The organism is Marinobacter salinus (assembly GCF_001854125.1).
GTDB classification, from domain to species: domain Bacteria; phylum Pseudomonadota; class Gammaproteobacteria; order Pseudomonadales; family Oleiphilaceae; genus Marinobacter; species Marinobacter salinus.
The window spans coordinates 12,692-33,026 of the sequence record NZ_CP017715.1; the positions used below are offsets into that span (position 1 = coordinate 12,692).

Genomic DNA, 20,335 nt, shown 5'->3' on the forward strand with positions numbered 1-20,335 from the left:
TTAACTGAGGTTATTGCTATGCAACTCATCCCCGTCGGCGAAGCCGAAAAGCCCAGAAACCAGTTCCCGCCGGTCTACGTTGGTGAAACCCTTATCGGCAAAGATGACATCGCCCGGGAAATGCAGCACCACCCGGCCGAAGAAGTCGCAGAAGCCTGGCATGAGGCCGCCAAAAGCCTCGTCATCCGTGAACTCCTCCTGCAACAGGCCAGTCGCTTAAAACTCGACGACGTTGCCGATGAAGAAGACCGCATCGCCCGGGTACTTGAGCTGGAACTCAACGTTCCTGACCCAACCGAACAGGACTGCGAACGCTTTCACGCCGCCAACCCGGCTCGCTTCCGCAGCCCGACCGTGATGGCGGTCAGCCACATCCTCCTCGCAGCGGCTCCGGACGACGTCCAGGAGCGCATCCGTCAGGAAGAAACCGGCCACCAATTGCTGTCATCACTCCTCGACGGCCGCGCCCGCTTCGCCGACCTGGCCAAACAATACTCAGCCTGCGAATCCCGCCACCAGGGCGGCAGCCTCGGCCAGATCAGCAAAGGCCAGACCGTCGAAGAGTTCGAGCGCCCCGTTCTCTCACTCCAGGAAGGCCTCAGCCCGGAGCTGATCGAAACCCGCTACGGCTGGCACATCGTCCGTGTTGACCAGCGAATCGACGGCCAGCAGCTCCCGTATGAGCACGTTAAGCCCCAGATCCGCCAGTACCTCAGCGAAAGCGTGACCAGACGGGCGTTCCGGCAGTATTTGCAGGTCCTGGCAGCTGAAACTGGTGTAGAAGGGGTAGATCTGGCGTTGCCGGATTCGCCACTGATGCAGTGAGGGTAGGTTAACTGTTTGGTCTGGAGAGCACTACTGGCTATTGACCAGTGCTCCGCATACCGAAAAAACATCAAACTAGTTAGCAAGGCAAATCTTTGAGTTAGGTCAATTACTCCCGGATAACCGCCCCAACTACCCCCTTGGGGGGAGCGATTTCCCACCAGTATCCCGCTACTCTTTTAAACATGATTTAAAATGCATGAATATGCAGGGGGATGCATCAATGGTACCCACACAAATGGCCGAAACCCGGTACAGCAAACCCATTCTCGTCGCCGTTAACAAGCCCGTCGATGAGGAAGACAGCCTGGACGCATTGCGCAACCACCCGCTGTTCCGAAATCTGAGGCCCCGCGATCTGGAAGAGCTCATTCAGCAGTCCCGTCGCCTCCGTCTTGGTCATCACCAGTTGCTGTACCGTCAGGACATGCCGGCGCATCACTTCTTTTTCGTGATCTCCGGTCGCCTGCGACTGTACCGCCTGGATTCATCCGGTATTGACCGGACCCTGGACAGTATCGCACCGGGAGACTGCTTCGCCGAAGTGATGATCTATGCTGAGCCTCCCCATTATGCGTGCTACGCCGAAGCCCTGAAATCCAGCGAAGTGCTGATGATCCCGGTCAAAGCCTACCGCGAGCTGCTGGACCGCTTCCCCGAATATGCCCGGGCGGCCCTGGGCCACTACGCCATGCGGGCGGTCTCCCGTTTTCATGACCTGGAAATCATGACGGTCCAGAACGCCCGGGACCGGCTGATCCGATACCTGATCGACCTGCTGCCGAACGGTGCTGAGGAGGGCGGCGAAGTAGAGCTGCCGTTGCCCAAGTGCCTGGTGGCCTCCCGGCTGGCCATGCAGCCTGAAACCTTTTCTCGGATTCTTGCTGAACTGAAATCCAACGGCCTGGTGCGGGTTAACCGCAGCCGACTGTTCATTTCAGACCCCCAGCGGCTTATTGAGATCAGCCAGTAACCGATTACGTTCAAGCCTCCAGGCTTTTTGGAAAGGAGGACAAGTGAAAGCAAGAAAGCAACGCCCACTGATCTATTCATGCTCCGGCTGCTCCGATGTTGCGCAGCTGGCCAATAACGTGGCAGTCCGGCTCGACCACGCCGGTGAATTCGAAATGTCCTGCATTTCCGGGGTGGGCGGCAAAGTGCCCTCACTGGTGAAAATCGCCCGGTCCGGTCGCCCGATTACGGTCATCGACGGTTGCCCGCTCCACTGCGCCCGGGCCTGCCTTGAGAACATCGGAGTCGAACCCGAGGAGCACGTCCGGCTCTATGAATTCGGCTTCAAAAAACATTATGGACAGAGCTACGGCGATGACGCCGTGGAAGAAGTGTGCGAAGAAGTTCGCAGGCTCACCTCGTCCGGCCAGCTCATTGCCCGCCAGGCGTAAATCGCAGCGGCTAGATACCAGCAAGGATTTTCAAGATGATCAGCAGTTACAGTGATTTGATACACGCTTCCCGCAGCCAGCAAGAGGCTCAACGCTTGTTATTCGTGTTCTGCCGGGCCGAACTGCCCGACGATGCCTCTCCTGAAGAAAAAGCGGCCTTTGAACGCGGTGAGGGAGGTGCTCTGACCCCGGTGATCTGCGTGGACAAAACGCCCGAAGAGGCACCGGACTTTAGCGCATTGGCTGATGAATCCCACGCCACCGGACAAGCCTGGGATGTGGTTTTCGTTGCCGCAATGTCCGGGCGGGGCGGTGTCGCACCCGGTACCGACGAAGCCCGGCAACCGATGACCATGATGGTGGAGTCAATCCGCCTTGGGCATATTTCCAACTACCTGCCGCTGAATACCTCTGGAGAGGCCATAGCCCTCGGATAATCCGGGCACCTTCGCACTTGAAGGGCTCTATCCAATAAGAGGTATTTTGTTTGCCGTAATTTTATCTAGGCTTTTCTCATGCTGTCTTGCTGGGGGACGAAGTGAGCCCATTTCTGAAAACCGTAATCTGTTGTTTCGTTACCTTGACCGGTGTCCTTGCAGGCTATGCGCCGTCGGCTTCGGCGGTCCCGTTAAACGAATTCGAACCTGTTGCAGCCCGGCAGGTTATTCAGAAGGCCTTTCCTTCGGTGAATGAGGTTGTGCCCCGGGAAGGCAACCGGGCTATACAGGAAATATATGCCGGAGAGGAGCTCCAAGGCTACGCCTATCAGAGTCTGGACTTCGTCCAGACACCGGCCTATTCCGGTAAACCGCTGAACATTGTGGTCATTCTGGATACCGACGGGAAAATCGTGAATACCCGTGTTATCGAGCATCACGAACCGATTCTGCTTGTCGGTATTCCCGAGAGCAAACTCCATGAATTTACCGACCAGTACGTGGGACTGGCTGCGGACCAGCGGGTGACGGTCGGCGGTACATCTTCGGAGCACAAGATTTCCGTGGATGGTTTATCCGGCGCTACGGTAACCGTCATGGTGGTGAATGAGGTGATCATGAAATCGGCCCACCGTGTTGGCGCCGAACTGGGGCTGGTTGAGAGCCTGAGCGATGCCCGCCTGCCCGCCGCGAAGATTCAGACCACCAGATTCCAGGACAAAAGCTGGCAGACACTGCTCGGAGAAGGTTCGGTGCGCAGGCTGAAGCTGACCCGTGGCCAGGCGGACGACGCCTTCAAGGGCACGGATGCGGAAGGGATTGACACAACACCGCGGAAACAGCGCGGCAAGCCCCTGATTGACCTGTACACCGCCTACCTGGATGTGCCAACCATCGGTCGCAACCTGTTGGGCGAAAGCCAGTTCCAATGGTTGACGTCCGAGCTCAAGGAAGGCGAGCACGCCATCGCCGTAATGGCCCATGGGGAATACTCGTTCAAGGGTTCCGGTTACGTCCGTGGCGGCATTTTCGACCGCATCCAGATCCGCCAGTTCGGTGACACCTTCAACTTCCGTGACCTGGACTTCTACCGGCTGAGCGACGTGTACGCTGAGGGCATGCCCGAGTTTTCTGAAATGGCAATTTTCATCATTCGCCAGCAGTACAACTTTGATCCGGGCACGGAATGGACCCTTGAGCTCACAGTCAAGCGCCAGACCGGCCCGCTGGACAGTGAGTTCCAGGTATTCCCGCTCACTTACCAGCTGCCGGATCAGTACTACACTCGCCCCGAACCGGTGCTGTCGGAAGAGGATATGCTGGCGGATCAACCCATGTGGGTGCAGATGTGGTACCAGCGGGAGTTTCAGATTGTGGTGCTCGGTATCGGTATCGGCGTGTTGCTGTTCATCCTGTTTTTCCAGGACTGGCTGGTCAAGAAGCCGAAGATGATGCGCTGGATCCGCCACGCCTTCCTGACCTACACCCTTTTCTTTATTGGCTGGTACGCCCTGGGCCAGCTCTCCATTGTGAACGTGCTGACGTTCGTAAACAGCCTGATCAGCGGCTTCAGCTGGGAAACTTTCCTGATCGATCCGGTGATTTTCATGCTCTGGGCCGTGGTGGCCGGCATCATCCTGTTGTGGGGACGGGCGGTTTACTGCGGTTGGCTGTGCCCGTTTGGGGCTCTGCAAGAATTGCTGAATGAAATCGCCCGCAAGCTCAAGGTGCCCCAGTACACCGTTCCGTTTGTCGTGCATGAGAGGCTGTGGGCTATCAAGTACATCATTCTGTTGGTGCTGTTCGGGGTGTCGCTGGACTCCCTGGCGACCGCTGAGCGCCTGGCCGAGTTGGAACCCTTCAAAACGGCGATCACCCTCAAGTTTGACCGCAGCTGGCCTTTTGTCACCTACGCAGTCCTGTTACTGGTGGTCAATCTGTTCACCCGCAAGGTGTTCTGCCGGTATCTGTGCCCTCTGGGCGCAGCACTGGCACTGCCCACCAAACTGCGGGTGTTTGACTGGCTCAAGCGCCGCAAAGAATGCGGCAACCCCTGCCGGCTCTGTGACCACGAGTGTGAAGTTCAGGCCATTCACCCGGACGGACACATCAATTACATGGAATGCCATTACTGCCTCGATTGCCAAATGACCTATTTCGATGATCACAAGTGCCCGCCGCTGATCGTCAAGCGCCGCGGCAAGCGTCGTGGCCATAACGCGCCTGGCCACCCGGAGGAAATTCCCGTGGTTCAGGTGACCTGAGTAGTCCCAAAAAAAATAGAAAATATGAGAAGCAAAACCGCCATTACCAATAACGGAGTTGGATGCTATGAAAAAACGAGATGATCTGACCAAGGATATGCCAGCCATACCGGCAACTGACCTGAGCCGTCGCCGGTTCATGGGCGCAGCGGCCATGGCCGGTGTTGCCGGGGCAACCGGTCTTGGTGCCGCAGTGATGTCCCGGGAATCGTTCGCGGCCGCCGCCGAAGCAGCCCGCAATAATTTCATTGTGCACCCGGGTGAACTGGATGAATACTACGGTTTCTGGAGTGGTGGCCATTCCGGTGAGGTGCGCGTGCTTGGCGTTCCCTCCATGCGAGAGCTCATGCGCATTCCGGTTTTCAATGTTGACTCCGCCACGGGCTGGGGTATTACCAATGAAAGCAAGGACGTGCTGGGCCATGACAACACTTTCCTGAACGGCGACTCCCACCACCCGCACATCTCTATGACGGATGGCCGGTACGATGGCAAGTATCTGTTCATCAACGATAAGGCCAACAGCCGGGTGGCCCGGATCCGCCTGGACATCATGAAGTGTGACAAGATCACCACGATTCCCAACGTTCAGGCCATTCATGGCCTGCGTCTGCAGAAGGTGCCGAAGACCAAGTATGTCTTCTGCAACGCGGAATACGTGATCCCGCACCCGAATGATGGAACCGATACCAGCCTGGAGAGCAGCTTCACCATGTTTAACGCGGTGGACGCGGAGACCATGGAAGTGGCCTTCCAGGTTATCGTGGACGGCAACCTGGATAACACCGATGCCGACTACACCGGCAAGTATGCCTGCTCAACCTGCTACAACTCCGAGAAGGCCCTCGACCTGGCCGGCACCATGCGCAATGATCGCGACTGGGCAGTGGTGTTCAATATCGAGCGTATTGAGCAGGCCGTCAAGAACGGGAACTTCAAGACCCTGGGCGATTCCAGGGTGCCGGTTCTGGATGGTCGTGAAGGCTCTGAGCTGACCCGCTACATCCCGGTTCCGAAGAACCCGCACGGCCTGAACACCTCGCCTGATGGCAAGTACTTCATTGCCAACGGCAAGTTGTCCCCGACCTGTACCGTGATCGCCATCGACAAGCTGGATGATCTGTTTGCCGGCAACCTGAAAGATGCACGTGATGTGGTTGTTGCTGAGCCAGAGCTGGGGCTCGGGCCGCTGCATACCACTTACGATGGCCGTGGAAATGCCTACACCACGCTTTTCATCGACAGTCAGGTGGTGAAGTGGAACGTTGCCGACGCCATCAAGCACTACGACGGCGAAGAGGTGAACTACATCCGTCAGAAGCTGGATGTTCACTATCAGCCGGGCCACAACCACGCATCGCTGACCGAGTCCCGGGACGCGGATGGCAAGTGGCTGGTGGTGCTGTCGAAGTTCTCCAAGGACCGTTTCCTGCCGGTAGGGCCGCTGCATCCGGAAAATGACCAGCTGATCGATATTTCCGGTGAGGAAATGAAGCTGGTGCATGATGGTCCGACTTTCGCGGAGCCCCATGACTGTATTCTGGTGCGTCGTGATCAGATCAAGACCAAGAAGATCTATGATCGCGACGATCCTTACTTTGCGTCGGCCGTTGAGCAGGCGAAGAGGGACGGTGTCACTCTGGAGTCTGACAACAAGGTTATCCGTGATGGAAATAAGGTGCGGGTGTACATGACGTCGGTGGCACCGATGTACGGTACGACCGAGTTTAAGGTCAAGCAGGGCGATGAAGTGACCGTGTATGTGTCGAATCAGGACACGATTGAGGATGTCACACACGGCTTCTGTATGGTGAATCACGGCGTGAGCATGGAGATCAGCCCGCAGCAGACTTCGTCCGTGACCTTTGTGGCGGACCGCCCGGGGGTTCACTGGTACTACTGCAACTGGTTCTGCCATGCCCTGCATATGGAGATGCGGGGTCGCATGATTGTCGAGAAAGCCTGATAGGCCTCTCTTTCGCTGGGACTCCTTTGGGGAGTCCTGGTGATTTCCAACTTCGGAGAAGGAACCCAAGAGGAGAACCCTTTCCAAAACACGCTCCTGGCGGCACATCCCTGTGGCGCTTGGGCTCCGCCATCCATGGCTCCGCACAGTTTTGGAAAGGGTTCTCCTCTTGGCTTGCCGTATTCAGGGCGGTGGTTTCGAACCTGGTTCATTTATAGAGAATGTTAGATGTATCGACTGTTGCGTTATGGAGTGGCCCTGACCGTCGCTCTGTTATCGCTGACCGCGCAAGCGGACCTGCAAGATCAGCTTGATGCCCTGGAACCGGGCGCGAGCTTTGAGCTTCCCCCTGAGCAGATTTCGTCTCTGGCAATCCGGGTGCCCGGGGTGTCTGTGTCTTGCCATGCCGAGACGGTGATTGACCCGGGCGGGCAAGGCAATGCGGTGGATATTGTCGCCGAGGAGGTGACCTTGTCCGGGTGCTCAGTGCGCAACTGGGGCAGGAACCTGAATGAGCTGGATGCGGGTATTTTTGTGGCTCGGGAGGCCCGGGGGGCGGTGGTTGAGGATAACCGTCTGCAGGGTCCGGCGTTCGGGGTCTGGCTCGATGCCACGCCGGATGTGACGGTTCGCGACAATACAATTCGTGGCGATGCCAGCATGCGTCCGAATGATCGGGGCAACGGGATCCATCTGTTCAATACCACCGGGGCGCTGATTGAGGGCAATGACATCAGTCAGACCCGGGATGCGATTTATATCGAGACGGCGAATAACAATACGATCCGGGGCAATGAGATGTCGGATCTGCGTTATGGCATCCACTACATGTACTCGATGAATAACCTGCTGGAGAACAATGTCACCCGGGGCACGCGGACGGGTTATGCGCTGATGCAGAGTAAGCGCCTGAAGTTGATCGATAACCGGTCGGTGAATGATGAAAATTACGGGATTCTGATGAACTTCATTACTCAGTCGGAGCTGCGGGGCAATGTGGTGACCGGCGTTTCCCAGGGACGGACCGGTGGGGTGGTGATCGATGGGGCCGAGGGAAAGGCGGTGTTTATCTATAACTCGCTGTACAACGTCTTTGAGGGCAACCTGTTTGCGGACAGTAACATCGGGATTCATCTGACTGCCGGTTCCGAAGATAACGAGGTATCCGGGAATGCGTTTGTGAACAACCAGCGGCAGGTGAAGTATGTGGCCACCCGCACCCAGGAGTGGTCGAAAGACGGTCGGGGGAATTACTGGAGTGACTACCTGGGCTGGGACCGCAACCAGGACGGGGTTGGGGATGTGCCCTATGAGCCAAATGACAATGTTGACCGGCTGCTGTGGAAATATCCGGAGGCGAAGATCCTGATGTTCAGCCCGGCGGTGGATACCCTGCGCTGGGTGCAGGATGCCTTCCCGGTGGTCAAGGGCGCCGGGGTTGCCGATTCCTACCCGTTGATGCGATTTCCTTCCGATCTGAAACCGGAGATCCGATGAGCTGTTTTCGTCTTGAGAATGTGAGTTACCGGTACGACAAGAGCCCGGTGCTGCAAGGTATTGATCTGCGCCTGGAGCCGGGTGAAATTCTTGGGCTGTTCGGGCATAACGGGGCGGGCAAGACCACATCCATCAAGCTGATTTTGGGGCTGATGCAGCCGACCCAGGGCAGAGTGTCGGTGCTCGGCGGCCACGCCGGAGATTCTCAGGTTACCCAGCACATCGGTTACCTGCCGGAGAATGTGATGTTCTACCCGCAGCTGACCGGCCGGGAAATTCTGAGCCATTTTGCGCGGCTGAAGGGTGCTTCGCTGCGGCAGGTGCCTGAGTTGCTCAAGCAGGTGGGCCTGGACGATGCCATGGATGCCCGGACCAAGACCTACTCGAAAGGCATGCGCCAGCGTCTGGGCCTGGCCCAGGCATTGTTGGGCAAGCCGAAGCTGCTGATGCTGGATGAGCCTACTGTGGGTCTGGATCCGGTTGCCACGGCCGACCTGTATCGGCTACTCCGTGAATTGCGGGATGAGGGTACGGGCATTGTGTTGTGTTCCCATGTTCTGCCCGGTGTCGAGCCTTACATCGACCGCGCTGCCATTCTCACGGAAGGTTCCTTGCAAGCGGTCGGAGATCTGGCGGCGCTGAGGCGCCAGGCCAATATGCCGGTAACCCTGTTGCTGGACCCCGCCAACAGTATTTCTGCGCTGGAGAGGGTCATTGATAAAGCGTCCACCAATAGTGGGCTGATGATCAAGACCGATAACGGACGCCTGCGGGTGGACGTGCAAGCCAGGGAGAAAATGGCCTTGCTGAAAGCGGTGATAGCATCGGGCGAGGTGGCGGATATCAGCACCCACCAGCCTGGCCTGGAAGATATTTACGTGCATTTCATCGGCTCCGGCGGCCTGGCTCATCGCGGAGGCAACCAATGAACAGCATCTGGACCATTGCCCGTAAGGAACTTAGTGACAGCCTGCGAAACCGTTGGCTGATGGCCATTTCGCTGGTCTTTGCCACCCTGGCCCTGGGCATCGCCTGGTTTGGCGCCGCCGCTTCCGGCCAGGTGGGCTATGCCTCGACGCCTGCCACCATTGCCAGCCTTGCCAGTCTGGGAATCTTTCTGATTCCCCTGATCGCACTGTTACTGGCCTACGACGCCATCGTTGGGGAAGAAGAGGGCGGTACCCTGCTGCTGCTGATGACCTATCCGCTCAGCCGCAGTCAACTACTGCTCGGCAAGTTCCTGGGCCACGGCCTGACCCTGGCCCTGGCCACCTTGATCGGCTTTGGCGTTGCGGGTGTGGCTATTGCCCTGCTGGTGGAGGATGTGGCCATTGCCAGTCTGGCCATCGCCATGGCCCGTTTTATCGCCTCCACCATCCTGTTGGGCTGGGGCTTCATTGCACTTGCCTACGTGATCAGCGTGAGGGTCGGTGAAAAACCCATTGCCGCCGGCTTGGCCCTGGCCATCTGGTTCTTCTTTGTACTGATTTTCGACCTCATGCTGCTCGGCACCCTCGTAGCGAGCGAGGGAAAATTCAGCGCCGAGCTGCTGCCCTGGCTGCTGATGCTCAACCCCACCGACATCTACCGTCTGCTCAACATTGTGGCCTTCGATGGCGCAGCGCAACTCAGCGGAGTCCTCAGTCTCGGCGCCGACCTGCCCATGGGTGCCTTCGGCCTCTGGGTTGGCCTGGTGCTCTGGTGTGCCATCCCGTTGGCGGTCGCCCTGCTACTTTTCCGAAATCGTCGTATCTGAACGGAGTTGTCCTGATGAAAACAATTAGACTGAACTGGTTCCTCGCCGCCCTGGCAGCCCTTACACTGACGGCCTGCTCGGAAAACGAAGAACAAACGACCGCCAAACCTGCCCCGGTGCATTTTGATAGCGGCGACGAATGCCATGTCTGCGGTATGATCATCGAGGGCTTTCCCGGCCCCAAAGGCCAGGCCATCACCGAAAAAGACCAGCAGGTCCGCAAGTTCTGCTCCACCAGGGACATGTTCGCCTGGATGCTACAGCCGGAAAACATCCACCGCGACCACACCCTTTACGTCCACGACATGGCCCAGACCGGCTGGCAAAGCCCGGACGACACCGCCCTGATCGACGCCAGGGCCGCATTCTACGTAGTGGGCTCCAATCGAACCGGTGCCATGGGCCCAACACTGGCCTCATTCGCCACCGAAAGCTCTGCCCATGAGTTCATGAAGGAATATGGCGGACAGGTTCTGAAATACAGCGAAATCACCCTGGATCACCTGAATGCAGGTGATCCAATGGGTGAGATGAGTGGAATGCACGAGATGAATGAGCCGGAGGGTTCACAGACTGCGCACTCCACAGATCACTGATTTCGAAAATGGCGTCGAACCCCGGAACGGGATTCAGTGTTCGTCGTGAGCGCCCGCGACGATGTTGTGGATCTCCTCAATAGAGTGGACATAACGAACGTAGTTGTCGACGAATTGGCGTCCATCCGAAACTGACTCGGCGTTGACGCCTTGCATGGTTTCGTGGAACTGCTTTGTGACGAAGCCGGTGACCTTCTCTCCCAGTTTCCGTGCCAGGGCGTCCACATTGCCTTCAGCCAGGGCCTTGTCAGCGGCCTTGGCTGCGGCGGACGCGCTGCCAGCCGGCTTTAACCCCGTATAGGGTGCACCTTCAGTGGCCCGGTGCAGTCGCACCAGTGTCTCGAAGAAATACTTGTCAGCCAGTTCCCGGGCCGGTGGATTTCCCCTTCGGACTTCCAGGGTATCGTTGAAGGCGGCTGCCAGATCTTTTTCATCGGCGGGGCCGATCCACTTAAGAACCGGTTTCAGGGATTGTTCGTTCAAAGCTGTCCGGGCGTCTCCGATAACAGGGCCGTCCATTGAGTCGCAGTGAGCAAAGCTGGCGGAACTCCAGAGCAGTGTTCCGCCGATCAGGGCAAGCGTGGCGATTCGTTGCGTTTTGCGGAATGATTTCATGATGAACCTCTCGGTATTGTCAGGATTTTTTTGGCGCCCCGGGAAAAGTCCCGAGGCCGCCGGTTGCAAATCCACTTTGTCCGAAAGGAGGAGCCTTGGCGTTCGGATACAGGAATCCGAACGTTCGAATGCATCGCCGAACGGCGACTAGCCGTTGTTAGCGAAAGAGTGGCGATACTGTGACGGTGTCTTGCCGGTTGTTTTGCGGAAAAGTGTGTTAAAGACCGACTTAGAATTGAATCCGGATTCGTACATGATATCGGTGATCGTCGTTGTCTCTGCTGGATCTGCAAGTCGTCGTCGGGCATGCTCGATTCGGTAACCGTTCACGAACTCGTAAAAGTTCTTGCCCATCTGTTGGTTCAGGAATTGGGACAGCTCCCGGGGCGCCACGTCCGCCAGACGAGCCAGTCGGTCCACAGTGAGGTTCGAGTGTAGATAGGGTTGGTGTTGCTCCATCACTTGCTCTATTCGGCTGGTTAATGGCTCCGGGGATCGGTCTTTGGCGTTGGCGCCAGAGGGTGCTTCGGTATCCAGCAAAGTCGGGGCAATACCCGCAAATAGAGTGGGCTGCCTGAATGCCAGCACCGACATTGGTAGCAGGACGACAACGCTGACCATCGTCGTGGCAATGGTTAGCGACTGATGGACGCCAGGTACCCGCATCACATGGGCGAGCAGGCAGTAGACCAGACTGAGTGACCAGGCCGTCCCGTAGGCTAGAAGCAAATTCCGGAGCCAGCTCAGCTCCTTGTTGCCGAGATCCGAGAAAATATTCCTCAGTTCGACGCCAAAGCGCGAGATTTTCTTGAGTGTCGCTACCAAATACCCGAGTACGATGCCGTGAAGGACAATTGCGAGGACAACAGAGTCCATGACGCCGGGGTAGTGACTGTCTGACAGCATTTTGGCCTGGGCTTTCGCGGGAAGGCTGTAGTAACCCAGAGTGAACACCACAATGGCTCCGAGAACAGGGAGAAGGTGGGCCAGATGCCGCAGCCTCAATCGGAAATCACGATACATAACCGACTGGGCGTACACAAAAATGGCCCCGGGCTGGAGCATTCCGAGGATGGTCCCCGTAAAGGCAGTGTCCGGATAACTGAAGGCAAGGCCGGTTGTATGTAGGAACACCTCGAGCAGGGTGCCGACCAAGCCTGCAAGCATGAGTGCCAGGAGCAGCCGCGGCAGGCGTCGGGTTTTCGAAGGCGCGATACATAGCAGGATCAGAAACAGGAACTGCGAAATGACGCCAAATAATACAAGTTGGGGCAGTGTCAGGAACACAATGGGATCAACGCGTGAGTATCATCAGCCGCCGGTCATATTCATGAATCGCAGGATCTGCACATCCCCATTGGTGGAGAAGTGATGGCGCTCCGGCTTCAGGTCCATGGCGTTGATAATGGTCTGGCGCAGTTTGTCATCCGTCACCGGATTGCCACGCAGAACGCGGCGAAGATCCACGGAATGCTCATTGCCCAGACAGAGCAGTAACCGGCCCTCGACAGTGACCCGTACACGGTTGCAGGTCGAGCAGAAATTGTGGGAATGGGGCGAGATAAAGCCAACCTTGGTAGAGCTGTCCTGCATCCGGTAATAGCGCGCGGGGCCGCCGGAGTCTTCGGTTGCGGGAACCAGTTCGTGGTGCTTCCTGATAATGTCCCGCACTTCCTCGCTGGTGCACAGCGCCAGACCCCGGTCGTGCTCGGAAATCTCACCCAGGGGCATCTCTTCAATAAAGCTGATATCCACCTGCTTCTTCCGGGCGAACTCAATCAGTTCCGGAATCTCCTCATCATTGCGGCCCTTCATCACCACAGTATTGATCTTGATGCCTCGGAAGCCTGCCTCGCGGGCAGCGTCAATTCCATCCAGAACGTGGCTGAGTTTGCCTGTGCGGGTGATGTTGCGGAATTTCTCCGCATCCAGGGAGTCGAGACTGATATTCAACCGGTGCATGCCTGCCTTGCGCAGGGGTTCGGCCATGGAGGTGAGCTGGCTGCCATTGGTAGTCATGGCAAAGTCTCGCAGCCCGTAAGTGCCGACTTCCTTCACCAGCTCCAGGATGTCCTTGCGTACCAGAGGTTCGCCGCCGGTCAGACGAATTTTTTCGGTACCCAGGTCAACAAAGTTGCGGGCCACCCGGGCAATTTCCTCAAGGGTCAGAACCTGCTGGCGGGGCAGGAACGTCATGTCCTCGGCCATACAGTAGACGCAGCGGAAGTCGCACCGGTCAGTGACGGACAGACGCACGTAGTTGACAGTGCGACCAAAACGGTCTGTCAGCTTGTTCTGGGGCATCGAGTTGATCCTGTTGCCGGTTATTTTTTAATCTGATTATAGACTAAGTATTGCAGATCGGATCACCAATTCCGATACCCCGGGGTAGGTAACTCCCCACGTGGGGGTGGCGGGCCTTCCGTGGCCCGGCGGTAGTTAGCCATTGGAAACCCCTCCCATGCGACCATCAATACGGTTGAAAAGCACATTGTTTTCAAGATGGATGTGCTGTGTCAGGTCGTCGCGAAAGGTCTCAAGGCCAAGATAGAGCGCCTTCCAGGTGTTGCATGCGGCTTCGGGTAGCGTCATGTCATTGGTTATGCTCTCGATTTTCTCAAGGTAGGCGCCGTGATTATCGTGTTCCTCTCGCATGACCGCGACGGGCGCAACAGCCATACCATTAATGCCTCGAGTGATCATCGGAAATAGGATCTGCTCCTCCTTGGCCATGTGATTTTCGAGCTCGGCGAGCACATCGGTAAGAAGATCGGCCAGTCCGGACGGGCACTTGAGGTGACTGCCGTGTACGCGCTCAACACGCTTTGCCAACCGGATCAGCTCGGGCAGCTCTTCCCGGTGGATATCGTGGTAGCGTTCAAGAATATGCTCGATCAGAGATTCGGTCGACAAGTCGGTTGGGTCCGGTTGTCCACTTCGCCGACTCATGTGCGCCTCAATGTCCGAAGCGATCCGGTGGGCGTCGAGCCCCTTTTCGCGGGCGGCTTGCTTCAGAGTCGTAGCTCCCCCACAGCAGAAATCCAGCTTCATCTTTTTGAGGATGCCTGTGGCTCCGGGGTAGTCGCGGGCAATCTGCCCCAAGGGAAGTGATGTCATGTTCATGGTTTTCTCCTTCATTAAACATTCATAAATAATACATGTTTAAATTTAAAGATGTAAACAGGTTGAATGAAAAATCAAGGGAACGGCTGGCTCATAGTGAGATATAGCCTTTTCGGAAAGGAAGTTTGCAGTTTTCTCAAAACCGTTATAGGTTAAAAGATGTAAAAGAAATAAATGTATAGGTGAAAGAATGGAAAGGTGGTTAACGTTTGCGAATACGGCGATGGCTGGGTCAGCTCTCGGGCTGGTCCTGACGATTCTTTTGGCTTACCCGTTCGCCGATGCGGTGTCCATGGCATGGCAGATTCTGGCGCACATAGGGACACTGTTATTTGCCGTAGGTGTCAAAGTGGCTTATGTCGCGAGACTGGTTTTCCTGAGTCGTCTGGGGAGACCTGTTCACTGATTACCGGTAAAATAGGTGCAAATATGAACGTCAGTGGGGCCCTTACTATGGGCGCAAGAGTCGGCAAAACCGGTTTTCAGTTTCTTGCGTATATTGCTTTGTTGCTAGCAGCCGTTGGGGTGGTTTTGCCGTTACTGCCAACGACGCCCTTTGTGTTGCTCGCTGCTTTTTTCGCCAGCAAAGGATCTCCGGCATTTGCGCGCTGGCTGGAGGGTCACCCCCGGTATGGCCCGGCGATCGAAAACTGGCAAAGGAACAGGGCGGTACCCGTCAAGGCTAAGGGGCTTGCGCTCGGCATGATGGGGCTGAGCTGGGGAACCCTCTTTATAATCGGGACTCCAGTGTTCGCCCTGGCGATGTCAGGGGGGCTTCTGACCGCTGCAGCCTGTTATCTATTGAAACGACCTTCTTAATTGACTATTTGGACTTAATAACTGGAGCAATGAATGCACATCACCCGCTACACTGACTACTCACTACGCGTTCTGATTTATCTGGCAGTGCAGGGTGACCGTCTGGCAACTATCCAGGAAATCGCCGACAGTTACGACATTTCGAAGAACCATCTTATGAAAGTGGTTCATCAACTAAACAAGAAAGGATACATCGAAACTATTCGGGGCAAGAAAGGCGGTATGAGGTTGCACATGTCACCGACTGACATCAATGTCGGTGTCCTGGTCAGGGAAACCGAGCAGGACCTGAGCATTGTGGAATGTTTTTCCTCCAAAAATGCCTGCAAGATCAGTCCTATCTGCGGTCTGAAATCAATGTTTGGTGAAGCTTTGTCGGCATTTTTGGAGGTTCTGGATAAATACACGTTGGCCGATGTGATCCAGGATCAGCACCGGCCGCAGTTGTTAAGGCTGCTTCAGGTTGCCTGACCGGCATGTGCGGAGAGCAATCCGCTCCGCACTCTGTCTGGCAGGGAATAGGCGATGATTCGCTTCAGAACAGTGCCGTACTGTCGGGCAAAACTCCCGGTGTTGTACTGGATATCGTGGTTCCGGCACACCGACTGAACTTTCTCTGAAATCTCTGGATAGCGATGGGCGGGCAGGTCCGGGAATACGTGGTGTTCCACCTGGTAGCTTAGATGCCCGCTTAACAGGTGTACCCATTTGCCACCGGTAAAATTGGACGACCCGGTAAGTTGGCGAAGGTACCAGTGCCCTTTGCTCTCACCCTCGCACTCGGCTTCGCTGAAGGTTTCCGCGTCCTGGGTAAAGTGACCGCAGAAGATCACCGTGGATGACCAAAGATTACGGATCAGGTTAGCGCCAGCGTTGCCGGCCAGAACAACCGGGGCCACGGGGAGCGTGACCAATGGAAAGAATACATAGTCTTTGAAAGCCTGCCGCCCGCCTTTCCGGAAGAACGCCCTGAGGAACGGGAGCTTGTCACGAAGGCGGATCTCGCCGCGCCGGATCCGCTCACTCTCCAGCTCATGCAAGCCAACCCCCCACTGGAAAAAAACGCTCAGCAGGATGTAGTTGATAAACTGCAGGCTATGCAGGGGCTGCCATTTCTCGTCATCGCTCAGGCGCAGAAGGGCATAGCCGTAGTCCCTGTCTTTGCCTATGATGTTGGTGTAGGTGTGGTGTTCGTAGTTGTGGGTCCGTCGCCAGGAATCGCCGTCGCAGACAGTGTCCCACTCGTAGGTCTGGGAATGCAGGCCCGGATCGTTCATCCAGTCATATTGGCCGTGCATGACGTTGTGGCCGATTTCCATGTTCTCAATGATCTTGGCAATGCCCAGGGTAGCTGTAGCGGCAATGAAAACTGGAGGAATAATCCCGAATGGCATCATCGCCCGGCCGCTGATTTCGAGAGTTCGATGGAGTCGCACAATCCGGCGGATATAGCGGGCATCCCGTTCCCCAAGATCGGCTACTACCTCATCCCGGATGGCGTTAAGGTCCTTTTCCAGTTCGCTAAACTGTGCTTCGGTCATCTTCTTCATGGTCATGCTCCTCGCGACACCCTCGGGCGCCGCCATCTCATTCGGTACGTTGGGTTAAGCGTCAATGGAAATCGGCCCGCGGGGTACGGATACGCAGAGCTGGATGCTTTCTTCGCCAGCGCCGGAGGTCTGTCCAGTCAGCCGGTTAATGACAGTGCCGCTGGTCTTGCGGCAGCTGCATTGATGGCAGATACCCATGCGGCAGCCGTAGCGAGGTGACAGGCCAGCGGCCTCTGCGATCTGAAGGATATTGGCGTCTCCCTCCGAACTCACTTCAACATCACTCCTGGCAAACTGGACCAGGCCGCCCAGAGCCTGGTCACCCAGATCCGCCTGAGGCGCGGAGAAGAAGGTGCTGTGGATGTTGCGCTCACTGATTCCCTGTTTGTGGAGAAGATCGTTGGCCAGATCCATCAGTCCCTTGGGGCCGCAAAGATAGACTTCTCGGGCCTTGATGCCGGGGACTGTCTCCAGATCCTGCTCGGACAGATAGCGGGGCGTTGCCCTTTCATGGGTGTAGATGATGGTCAGGGTCAGTGTGGACCAGTGCGCCGCAAGTGCTCTTAACTTTTCTTCGCCAATCACGTCGTTGGGCGTTCGCACGAAATACAGCAGCGTTACCGGAGCCGCGTAATCGCTGGCCGGCATGGTCTCCAGCTGGCTAAGAATCGGGGTTATGCCGCTTCCGCCAGCGATAAAGAGAACCGGCTTCGCAGGTTCGGGAATCAGAAAATCGCCAAATGCATCACCGAGGCCCAGTATGGCACCTATCCGCAGATGGTCATGCAGCCAGTTGGTTACCAGCCCCCCGGCGAGTCGTTTGATGGTCAGTGTGATCAGCCCCTGTTCTTGCCAAAGTATTGGCGATCCGGAAAGGCTGAAGGTGCGGGTGCGTCGAATGCCACCCACTTCGGCACAGATGTTCACATGCTGGCCGGCTTCAAAACCCTGCCATCGGTCGGCGGGCCTAAGGACAAACGTTTTGGTGTCGGATGTTTCCTCAAGAACCTGCTCCACACGAGCTGGTGTGTACGCTTGTACCCACATCGGATTCAGGCGCTCCAGTAGCGGATCAAAAAAGGCAGCCGGATTTTCCCTGTTGAAAAGCTGCCTGCCAAGCCAGAGAAGTGTTTTGCTCTGGGTGTGTTTCGCTAACATGGTGTTGATCTCCATTATGCTGACCAGAGGTTTGTGTACAGTTGTTTACTAATGTGTACAACTGTACACATAGCTTTTTTTGCTCACAATGGCACGCTCTGATTTGGCTCAAAATGACAAGCATTCTGTGCTTTAATTTTTTCGGATGTGTACACTTGTGAACCTGATGTCGGCTGCAGATGACGGACAGGCAATGGTGGAAAAACAGAGAAGAAAACCCGGAGAAACCCGCGAGAAACTGATGAATGCGGCGCTGACACTGGTGGGCAAGGGGCGACACTTTGCCAGCCTCGGAATCCGGGAAGTCACACGCCAGGCAGGCGTGGTGCCGACCTCGTTTTATCGGCATTTCCGAAGCATGGACGACCTGGGCTTACAGCTGGTGGACGAACTTGGGCTGGTGCTTCGCCGTATGATGCGGGAAGCGCGCGAGAACGTTCTCCAGGCGGATAAGTTGATTGAAGAGTCGGTTGGTATCTTCATTAGTCATGCCCAGGCCAATCGCAGCTTTTTCCTGTTTATGGCTCAGGGCCTGGCCGGTGAGAGCAGGGCTGTGCAGGAGGGGATTCGAAGCGAGATGCGCTTCTTTGCCAGTGAACTGGCCAATGATCTGCGCCGGCTTAGGCTGGTGGATCATCTTACCGACGCCGATCTCGACATGACCAGCGATCTGGTCGTTCGCAGTGTGGCATTCAGTCTTACGGACCTGTTGGGCGTAGCAGCCGATGACGATTACCAGATAGAGCAGATCCGGAAGCGGACGATCCGCTTCCTTCAACTGATCTTTGTCGGGGCTGCTCACTGGCAGAGCAGGAAAGACTAGGCCTGCTTTTTGGATGTGTGCTTCCGGGGTTTGGTTGATTTCGGCGGCAGGATCAACGCTGCGATCTCGTCCAGTGCTTCTCCGGTATAGACCGCCAGCTTCTGCATGCTTGGCAGGGTGTCGCGACAACCCGTGTATCCGAAGTTCAGGGACCCGGCATAGCTCAGGCAGGTTATGTTGAGGGCGCCACCGTGGGTGATAAGCGATACGGGATACATGGCTTCGAGCCGAGCCCCTTCATAGTAAAGGGTTCGTTGTGGCCCTGGCACATTGGAAATGGTGACGTTGAAAACCGGGCGCATGCGGCCGCCCAATCCGGACATCAGTTGCAGGATATAGGGCGACATCAGCAGCATGGTGTACTGGGTAAGCGCGCTCTTCGGGAGTTTCTGCAGGTGTTCCTTGGCGCGACGGGTTGAGGACTTGATGTGCTGCAACCGGGTCAGTGGATCCGCTTCATTGGTGGCGAGTGAGGCAATCATGAAGCTGATCTGGGTACCTGTACCCTGGTCATCAGACGGTCGGATATTAACCGGAATTCCTGCGGTCAGCGGGGCGTCAGGGAGGTCATCCTGTTCCAGCAGAAAGCGTCTGAGGGCTGTCCCGCAGAGATACAGAACGACGTCATTCATCGAAGCGCCGGATTCATGCGCCACTTCTTTGATGAGATCAAGCTGGTAATGCTGGGTCGCAAAGCGGCGCTGGCCGGTCACCCGGTGATTGATCTTGGACACCGGACCGGTAAAGGGTGCGGTCAGTCCGTCCTCAGGGTGGCGCACCGAGTGCACCAGCCGGCTGCCGGCCTGCCAGAGTCGTGGCGCCATATCTGCCTGAAGCTTCAACGCATCCATGGCCTGGGAAATGGCTGCAGGGATACTGGCTTCGGAGTCCGTTTTGTTACCCCGGCGACGCTCTGGCCTGACCGACCAGGGAGGTGGCATGTTGCGTTTGTCCGGATCGGTGGTCAGTACCCGCTGCATCAGGCGCACTCCGCTGATACCGTCGATCAGGGAGTGATGCATCTTGGTATAGAGGGCGAAGCGGTTGTTTTCGAGTCCCTCTATGACATGGCACTCCCAAAGCGGGCGGTCGAAGTCCAGTGGGTTGGAGTGCAACCGGGAAACCAGTATCCCCAGTTCCCGCTCTCCACCAGGCCGTGGCAGGGCGGAATGACGAACGTGGTAGTCAAGATCGATCTTCTTGTCGACTTTCCAAGAGGGTGCTACAACTCTCCCCAAAAAACCGGACCAGGCCAGTTTATAGCTCCAGGGTGTGGCAACGTCCCCGGTTTCTTTCATGCTGGTGACCATGTCACGCAGAAAAGTCTCAGGAGCGCCATCCGGCAGCGAGAATATCTGTAGATTACCAACGTGCATTGGTGTGTCTTCAGATTCTACGGCTAGCCAGGAGGCATCCAATGTTCCCAGGCGTTTCATTCCTTGTTGTGCTCCAAGAGTGTAAAGGGCTTTTAGTTGTTAGAAGCAAGTATACTGATATTGAGCG

21 protein-coding genes are annotated in these 20,335 nt (G+C 56.5%); 14 read left to right on the plus strand and 7 right to left on the minus strand.

Features of this window, described 5'->3' with window-relative positions:
- Positions 1-18 precede the first annotated feature (18 nt).
- The 10 genes from BKP64_RS00055 (at position 19) to BKP64_RS00100 (ending at position 10,744) form a co-directional block, all read left to right on the plus strand.
- A complete protein-coding gene (locus tag BKP64_RS00055; RefSeq protein ID WP_070964294.1) occupies positions 19-825 on the plus strand; it encodes a peptidylprolyl isomerase in 807 nt (268 codons plus the stop codon).
- 223 nt (positions 826-1,048) lie between these two features.
- Positions 1,049-1,798, plus strand: a complete 750-nt coding sequence (locus BKP64_RS00060; protein ID WP_070973470.1) for a Crp/Fnr family transcriptional regulator — start codon at positions 1,049-1,051, stop codon at positions 1,796-1,798.
- Positions 1,799-1,841: 43 nt separating this feature from the next.
- A complete protein-coding gene (locus tag BKP64_RS00065; RefSeq protein ID WP_070964296.1) occupies positions 1,842-2,228 on the plus strand; it encodes a putative zinc-binding protein in 387 nt (128 codons plus the stop codon).
- Between the two features lie 35 nt (positions 2,229-2,263).
- Complete coding sequence (locus BKP64_RS00070) at positions 2,264-2,665, plus strand: ribonucleotide reductase subunit alpha (protein ID WP_070964299.1); 402 nt, start codon at positions 2,264-2,266, stop codon at positions 2,663-2,665.
- A 143-nt stretch (positions 2,666-2,808) separates the two neighbouring features.
- The gene (nosR, locus tag BKP64_RS00075; protein ID WP_418287600.1) at positions 2,809-4,929 is read left to right on the plus strand and encodes a transcriptional regulator NosR; all 2,121 of its coding nucleotides are present in this window, start codon (positions 2,809-2,811) and stop codon (positions 4,927-4,929) included.
- A 67-nt stretch (positions 4,930-4,996) separates the two neighbouring features.
- Positions 4,997-6,895, plus strand: coding sequence for a TAT-dependent nitrous-oxide reductase (gene nosZ / locus BKP64_RS00080; RefSeq protein ID WP_070964302.1), 1,899 nt, complete (start codon positions 4,997-4,999; stop codon positions 6,893-6,895).
- A gap of 228 nt (positions 6,896-7,123) precedes the next feature.
- Positions 7,124-8,392 carry a nitrous oxide reductase family maturation protein NosD gene (locus BKP64_RS00085; protein ID WP_070964304.1) on the plus strand — a complete coding sequence of 423 codons (1,269 nt, stop codon included), beginning with the start codon at positions 7,124-7,126 and terminating at the stop codon, positions 8,390-8,392.
- Complete coding sequence (locus BKP64_RS00090; protein WP_070964307.1) at positions 8,389-9,321, plus strand: ABC transporter ATP-binding protein; 933 nt, start codon at positions 8,389-8,391, stop codon at positions 9,319-9,321. The genes BKP64_RS00085 and BKP64_RS00090 overlap by 4 nt, the downstream gene beginning before the upstream one ends.
- Positions 9,318-10,148, plus strand: a complete 831-nt coding sequence (locus BKP64_RS00095) for an ABC transporter permease (protein ID WP_070964309.1) — start codon at positions 9,318-9,320, stop codon at positions 10,146-10,148. The genes BKP64_RS00090 and BKP64_RS00095 overlap by 4 nt, the downstream gene beginning before the upstream one ends.
- A gap of 14 nt (positions 10,149-10,162) precedes the next feature.
- Positions 10,163-10,744, plus strand: coding sequence for a nitrous oxide reductase accessory protein NosL (locus tag BKP64_RS00100; RefSeq protein ID WP_070964312.1), 582 nt, complete (start codon positions 10,163-10,165; stop codon positions 10,742-10,744).
- A gap of 33 nt (positions 10,745-10,777) precedes the next feature.
- Here the strand turns inward: BKP64_RS00100 and BKP64_RS00105 are convergent, their stop codons facing one another.
- From BKP64_RS00105 to ytfE, 4 genes are all read right to left on the minus strand, one after another.
- Positions 10,778-11,359 carry a DUF6448 family protein gene (locus BKP64_RS00105; protein WP_070964315.1) on the minus strand — a complete coding sequence of 194 codons (582 nt, stop codon included), beginning with the start codon at positions 11,357-11,359 and terminating at the stop codon, positions 10,778-10,780.
- Positions 11,360-11,506: 147 nt separating this feature from the next.
- Positions 11,507-12,646 (minus strand): helix-turn-helix domain-containing protein, encoded by a 1,140-nt coding sequence (locus BKP64_RS00110; protein ID WP_070964318.1) that lies wholly within the window; start codon positions 12,644-12,646, stop codon positions 11,507-11,509.
- Positions 12,647-12,670: 24 nt separating this feature from the next.
- Complete coding sequence (moaA, locus tag BKP64_RS00115) at positions 12,671-13,663, minus strand: GTP 3',8-cyclase MoaA (protein WP_070964320.1); 993 nt, start codon at positions 13,661-13,663, stop codon at positions 12,671-12,673.
- A 135-nt stretch (positions 13,664-13,798) separates the two neighbouring features.
- Complete coding sequence (gene ytfE, locus BKP64_RS00120) at positions 13,799-14,482, minus strand: iron-sulfur cluster repair protein YtfE (protein ID WP_070964323.1); 684 nt, start codon at positions 14,480-14,482, stop codon at positions 13,799-13,801.
- A gap of 190 nt (positions 14,483-14,672) precedes the next feature.
- Between ytfE and BKP64_RS00125 the strand changes: the two genes are divergently transcribed.
- The 3 genes from BKP64_RS00125 to BKP64_RS00135 are packed head-to-tail and all read left to right on the plus strand — an operon-like array spanning position 14,673 to position 15,772.
- The gene (locus tag BKP64_RS00125) at positions 14,673-14,888 is read left to right on the plus strand and encodes a hypothetical protein (protein WP_070964326.1); all 216 of its coding nucleotides are present in this window, start codon (positions 14,673-14,675) and stop codon (positions 14,886-14,888) included.
- 23 nt (positions 14,889-14,911) lie between these two features.
- A complete protein-coding gene (locus BKP64_RS00130; RefSeq protein WP_227515466.1) occupies positions 14,912-15,301 on the plus strand; it encodes a YbaN family protein in 390 nt (129 codons plus the stop codon).
- Between the two features lie 33 nt (positions 15,302-15,334).
- Complete coding sequence (locus BKP64_RS00135; RefSeq protein WP_070964333.1) at positions 15,335-15,772, plus strand: RrF2 family transcriptional regulator; 438 nt, start codon at positions 15,335-15,337, stop codon at positions 15,770-15,772.
- Here BKP64_RS00135 and BKP64_RS00140 read toward each other — a convergent pair.
- Both BKP64_RS00140 and BKP64_RS00145 read right to left on the minus strand, forming a co-directional pair.
- Complete coding sequence (locus BKP64_RS00140; protein WP_070964335.1) at positions 15,760-16,851, minus strand: fatty acid desaturase family protein; 1,092 nt, start codon at positions 16,849-16,851, stop codon at positions 15,760-15,762. The genes BKP64_RS00135 and BKP64_RS00140 overlap by 13 nt on opposite strands.
- A gap of 54 nt (positions 16,852-16,905) precedes the next feature.
- The gene (locus BKP64_RS00145) at positions 16,906-18,009 is read right to left on the minus strand and encodes a ferredoxin reductase (protein WP_070964338.1); all 1,104 of its coding nucleotides are present in this window, start codon (positions 18,007-18,009) and stop codon (positions 16,906-16,908) included.
- Positions 18,010-18,202: 193 nt separating this feature from the next.
- On the opposite strand from BKP64_RS00145, the gene BKP64_RS00150 reads away from it, so the two are divergent.
- On the plus strand, positions 18,203-18,832 hold the full coding sequence (locus tag BKP64_RS00150) for a TetR family transcriptional regulator (protein ID WP_070973476.1): 630 nt from the start codon (positions 18,203-18,205) through the stop codon (positions 18,830-18,832).
- On the opposite strand, the gene BKP64_RS00155 is transcribed toward BKP64_RS00150, so the two are convergent.
- Positions 18,829-20,268 carry a WS/DGAT/MGAT family O-acyltransferase gene (locus BKP64_RS00155; protein WP_070964342.1) on the minus strand — a complete coding sequence of 480 codons (1,440 nt, stop codon included), beginning with the start codon at positions 20,266-20,268 and terminating at the stop codon, positions 18,829-18,831. The two genes, BKP64_RS00150 and BKP64_RS00155, sit on opposite strands and share 4 nt — an antisense overlap.
- Positions 20,269-20,335 lie beyond the last annotated feature (67 nt).

What these genes read in the sequence shown, in the direction of transcription:
- BKP64_RS00055 (WP_070964294.1), top strand. Translation starts at nt 19, where the DNA reads ATGCAACTCATCCCCGTCGGCGAAGCCGAAAAGCCCAGAAACCAGTTC.
- BKP64_RS00150 (WP_070973476.1), top strand. Translation starts at nt 18,203, where the DNA reads ATGGTGGAAAAACAGAGAAGAAAACCCGGAGAAACCCGCGAGAAACTG.
- BKP64_RS00095 (WP_070964309.1), top strand. Translation starts at nt 9,318, where the DNA reads ATGAACAGCATCTGGACCATTGCCCGTAAGGAACTTAGTGACAGCCTG.
- BKP64_RS00090 (WP_070964307.1), top strand. Translation starts at nt 8,389, where the DNA reads ATGAGCTGTTTTCGTCTTGAGAATGTGAGTTACCGGTACGACAAGAGC.
- BKP64_RS00140 (WP_070964335.1), bottom strand. Translation starts at nt 16,851, where the DNA reads ATGAAGAAGATGACCGAAGCACAGTTTAGCGAACTGGAAAAGGACCTT.
- BKP64_RS00060 (WP_070973470.1), top strand. Translation starts at nt 1,049, where the DNA reads ATGGTACCCACACAAATGGCCGAAACCCGGTACAGCAAACCCATTCTC.
- BKP64_RS00125 (WP_070964326.1), top strand. Translation starts at nt 14,673, where the DNA reads ATGGAAAGGTGGTTAACGTTTGCGAATACGGCGATGGCTGGGTCAGCT.
- BKP64_RS00105 (WP_070964315.1), bottom strand. Translation starts at nt 11,359, where the DNA reads ATGAAATCATTCCGCAAAACGCAACGAATCGCCACGCTTGCCCTGATC.
- nosZ (WP_070964302.1), top strand. Translation starts at nt 4,997, where the DNA reads ATGAAAAAACGAGATGATCTGACCAAGGATATGCCAGCCATACCGGCA.
- BKP64_RS00085 (WP_070964304.1), top strand. Translation starts at nt 7,124, where the DNA reads ATGTATCGACTGTTGCGTTATGGAGTGGCCCTGACCGTCGCTCTGTTA.
- BKP64_RS00135 (WP_070964333.1), top strand. Translation starts at nt 15,335, where the DNA reads ATGCACATCACCCGCTACACTGACTACTCACTACGCGTTCTGATTTAT.
- BKP64_RS00070 (WP_070964299.1), top strand. Translation starts at nt 2,264, where the DNA reads ATGATCAGCAGTTACAGTGATTTGATACACGCTTCCCGCAGCCAGCAA.
- BKP64_RS00155 (WP_070964342.1), bottom strand. Translation starts at nt 20,268, where the DNA reads ATGAAACGCCTGGGAACATTGGATGCCTCCTGGCTAGCCGTAGAATCT.
- ytfE (WP_070964323.1), bottom strand. Translation starts at nt 14,482, where the DNA reads ATGAACATGACATCACTTCCCTTGGGGCAGATTGCCCGCGACTACCCC.
- BKP64_RS00130 (WP_227515466.1), top strand. Translation starts at nt 14,912, where the DNA reads ATGAACGTCAGTGGGGCCCTTACTATGGGCGCAAGAGTCGGCAAAACC.
- BKP64_RS00100 (WP_070964312.1), top strand. Translation starts at nt 10,163, where the DNA reads ATGAAAACAATTAGACTGAACTGGTTCCTCGCCGCCCTGGCAGCCCTT.
- moaA (WP_070964320.1), bottom strand. Translation starts at nt 13,663, where the DNA reads ATGCCCCAGAACAAGCTGACAGACCGTTTTGGTCGCACTGTCAACTAC.
- BKP64_RS00145 (WP_070964338.1), bottom strand. Translation starts at nt 18,009, where the DNA reads ATGTTAGCGAAACACACCCAGAGCAAAACACTTCTCTGGCTTGGCAGG.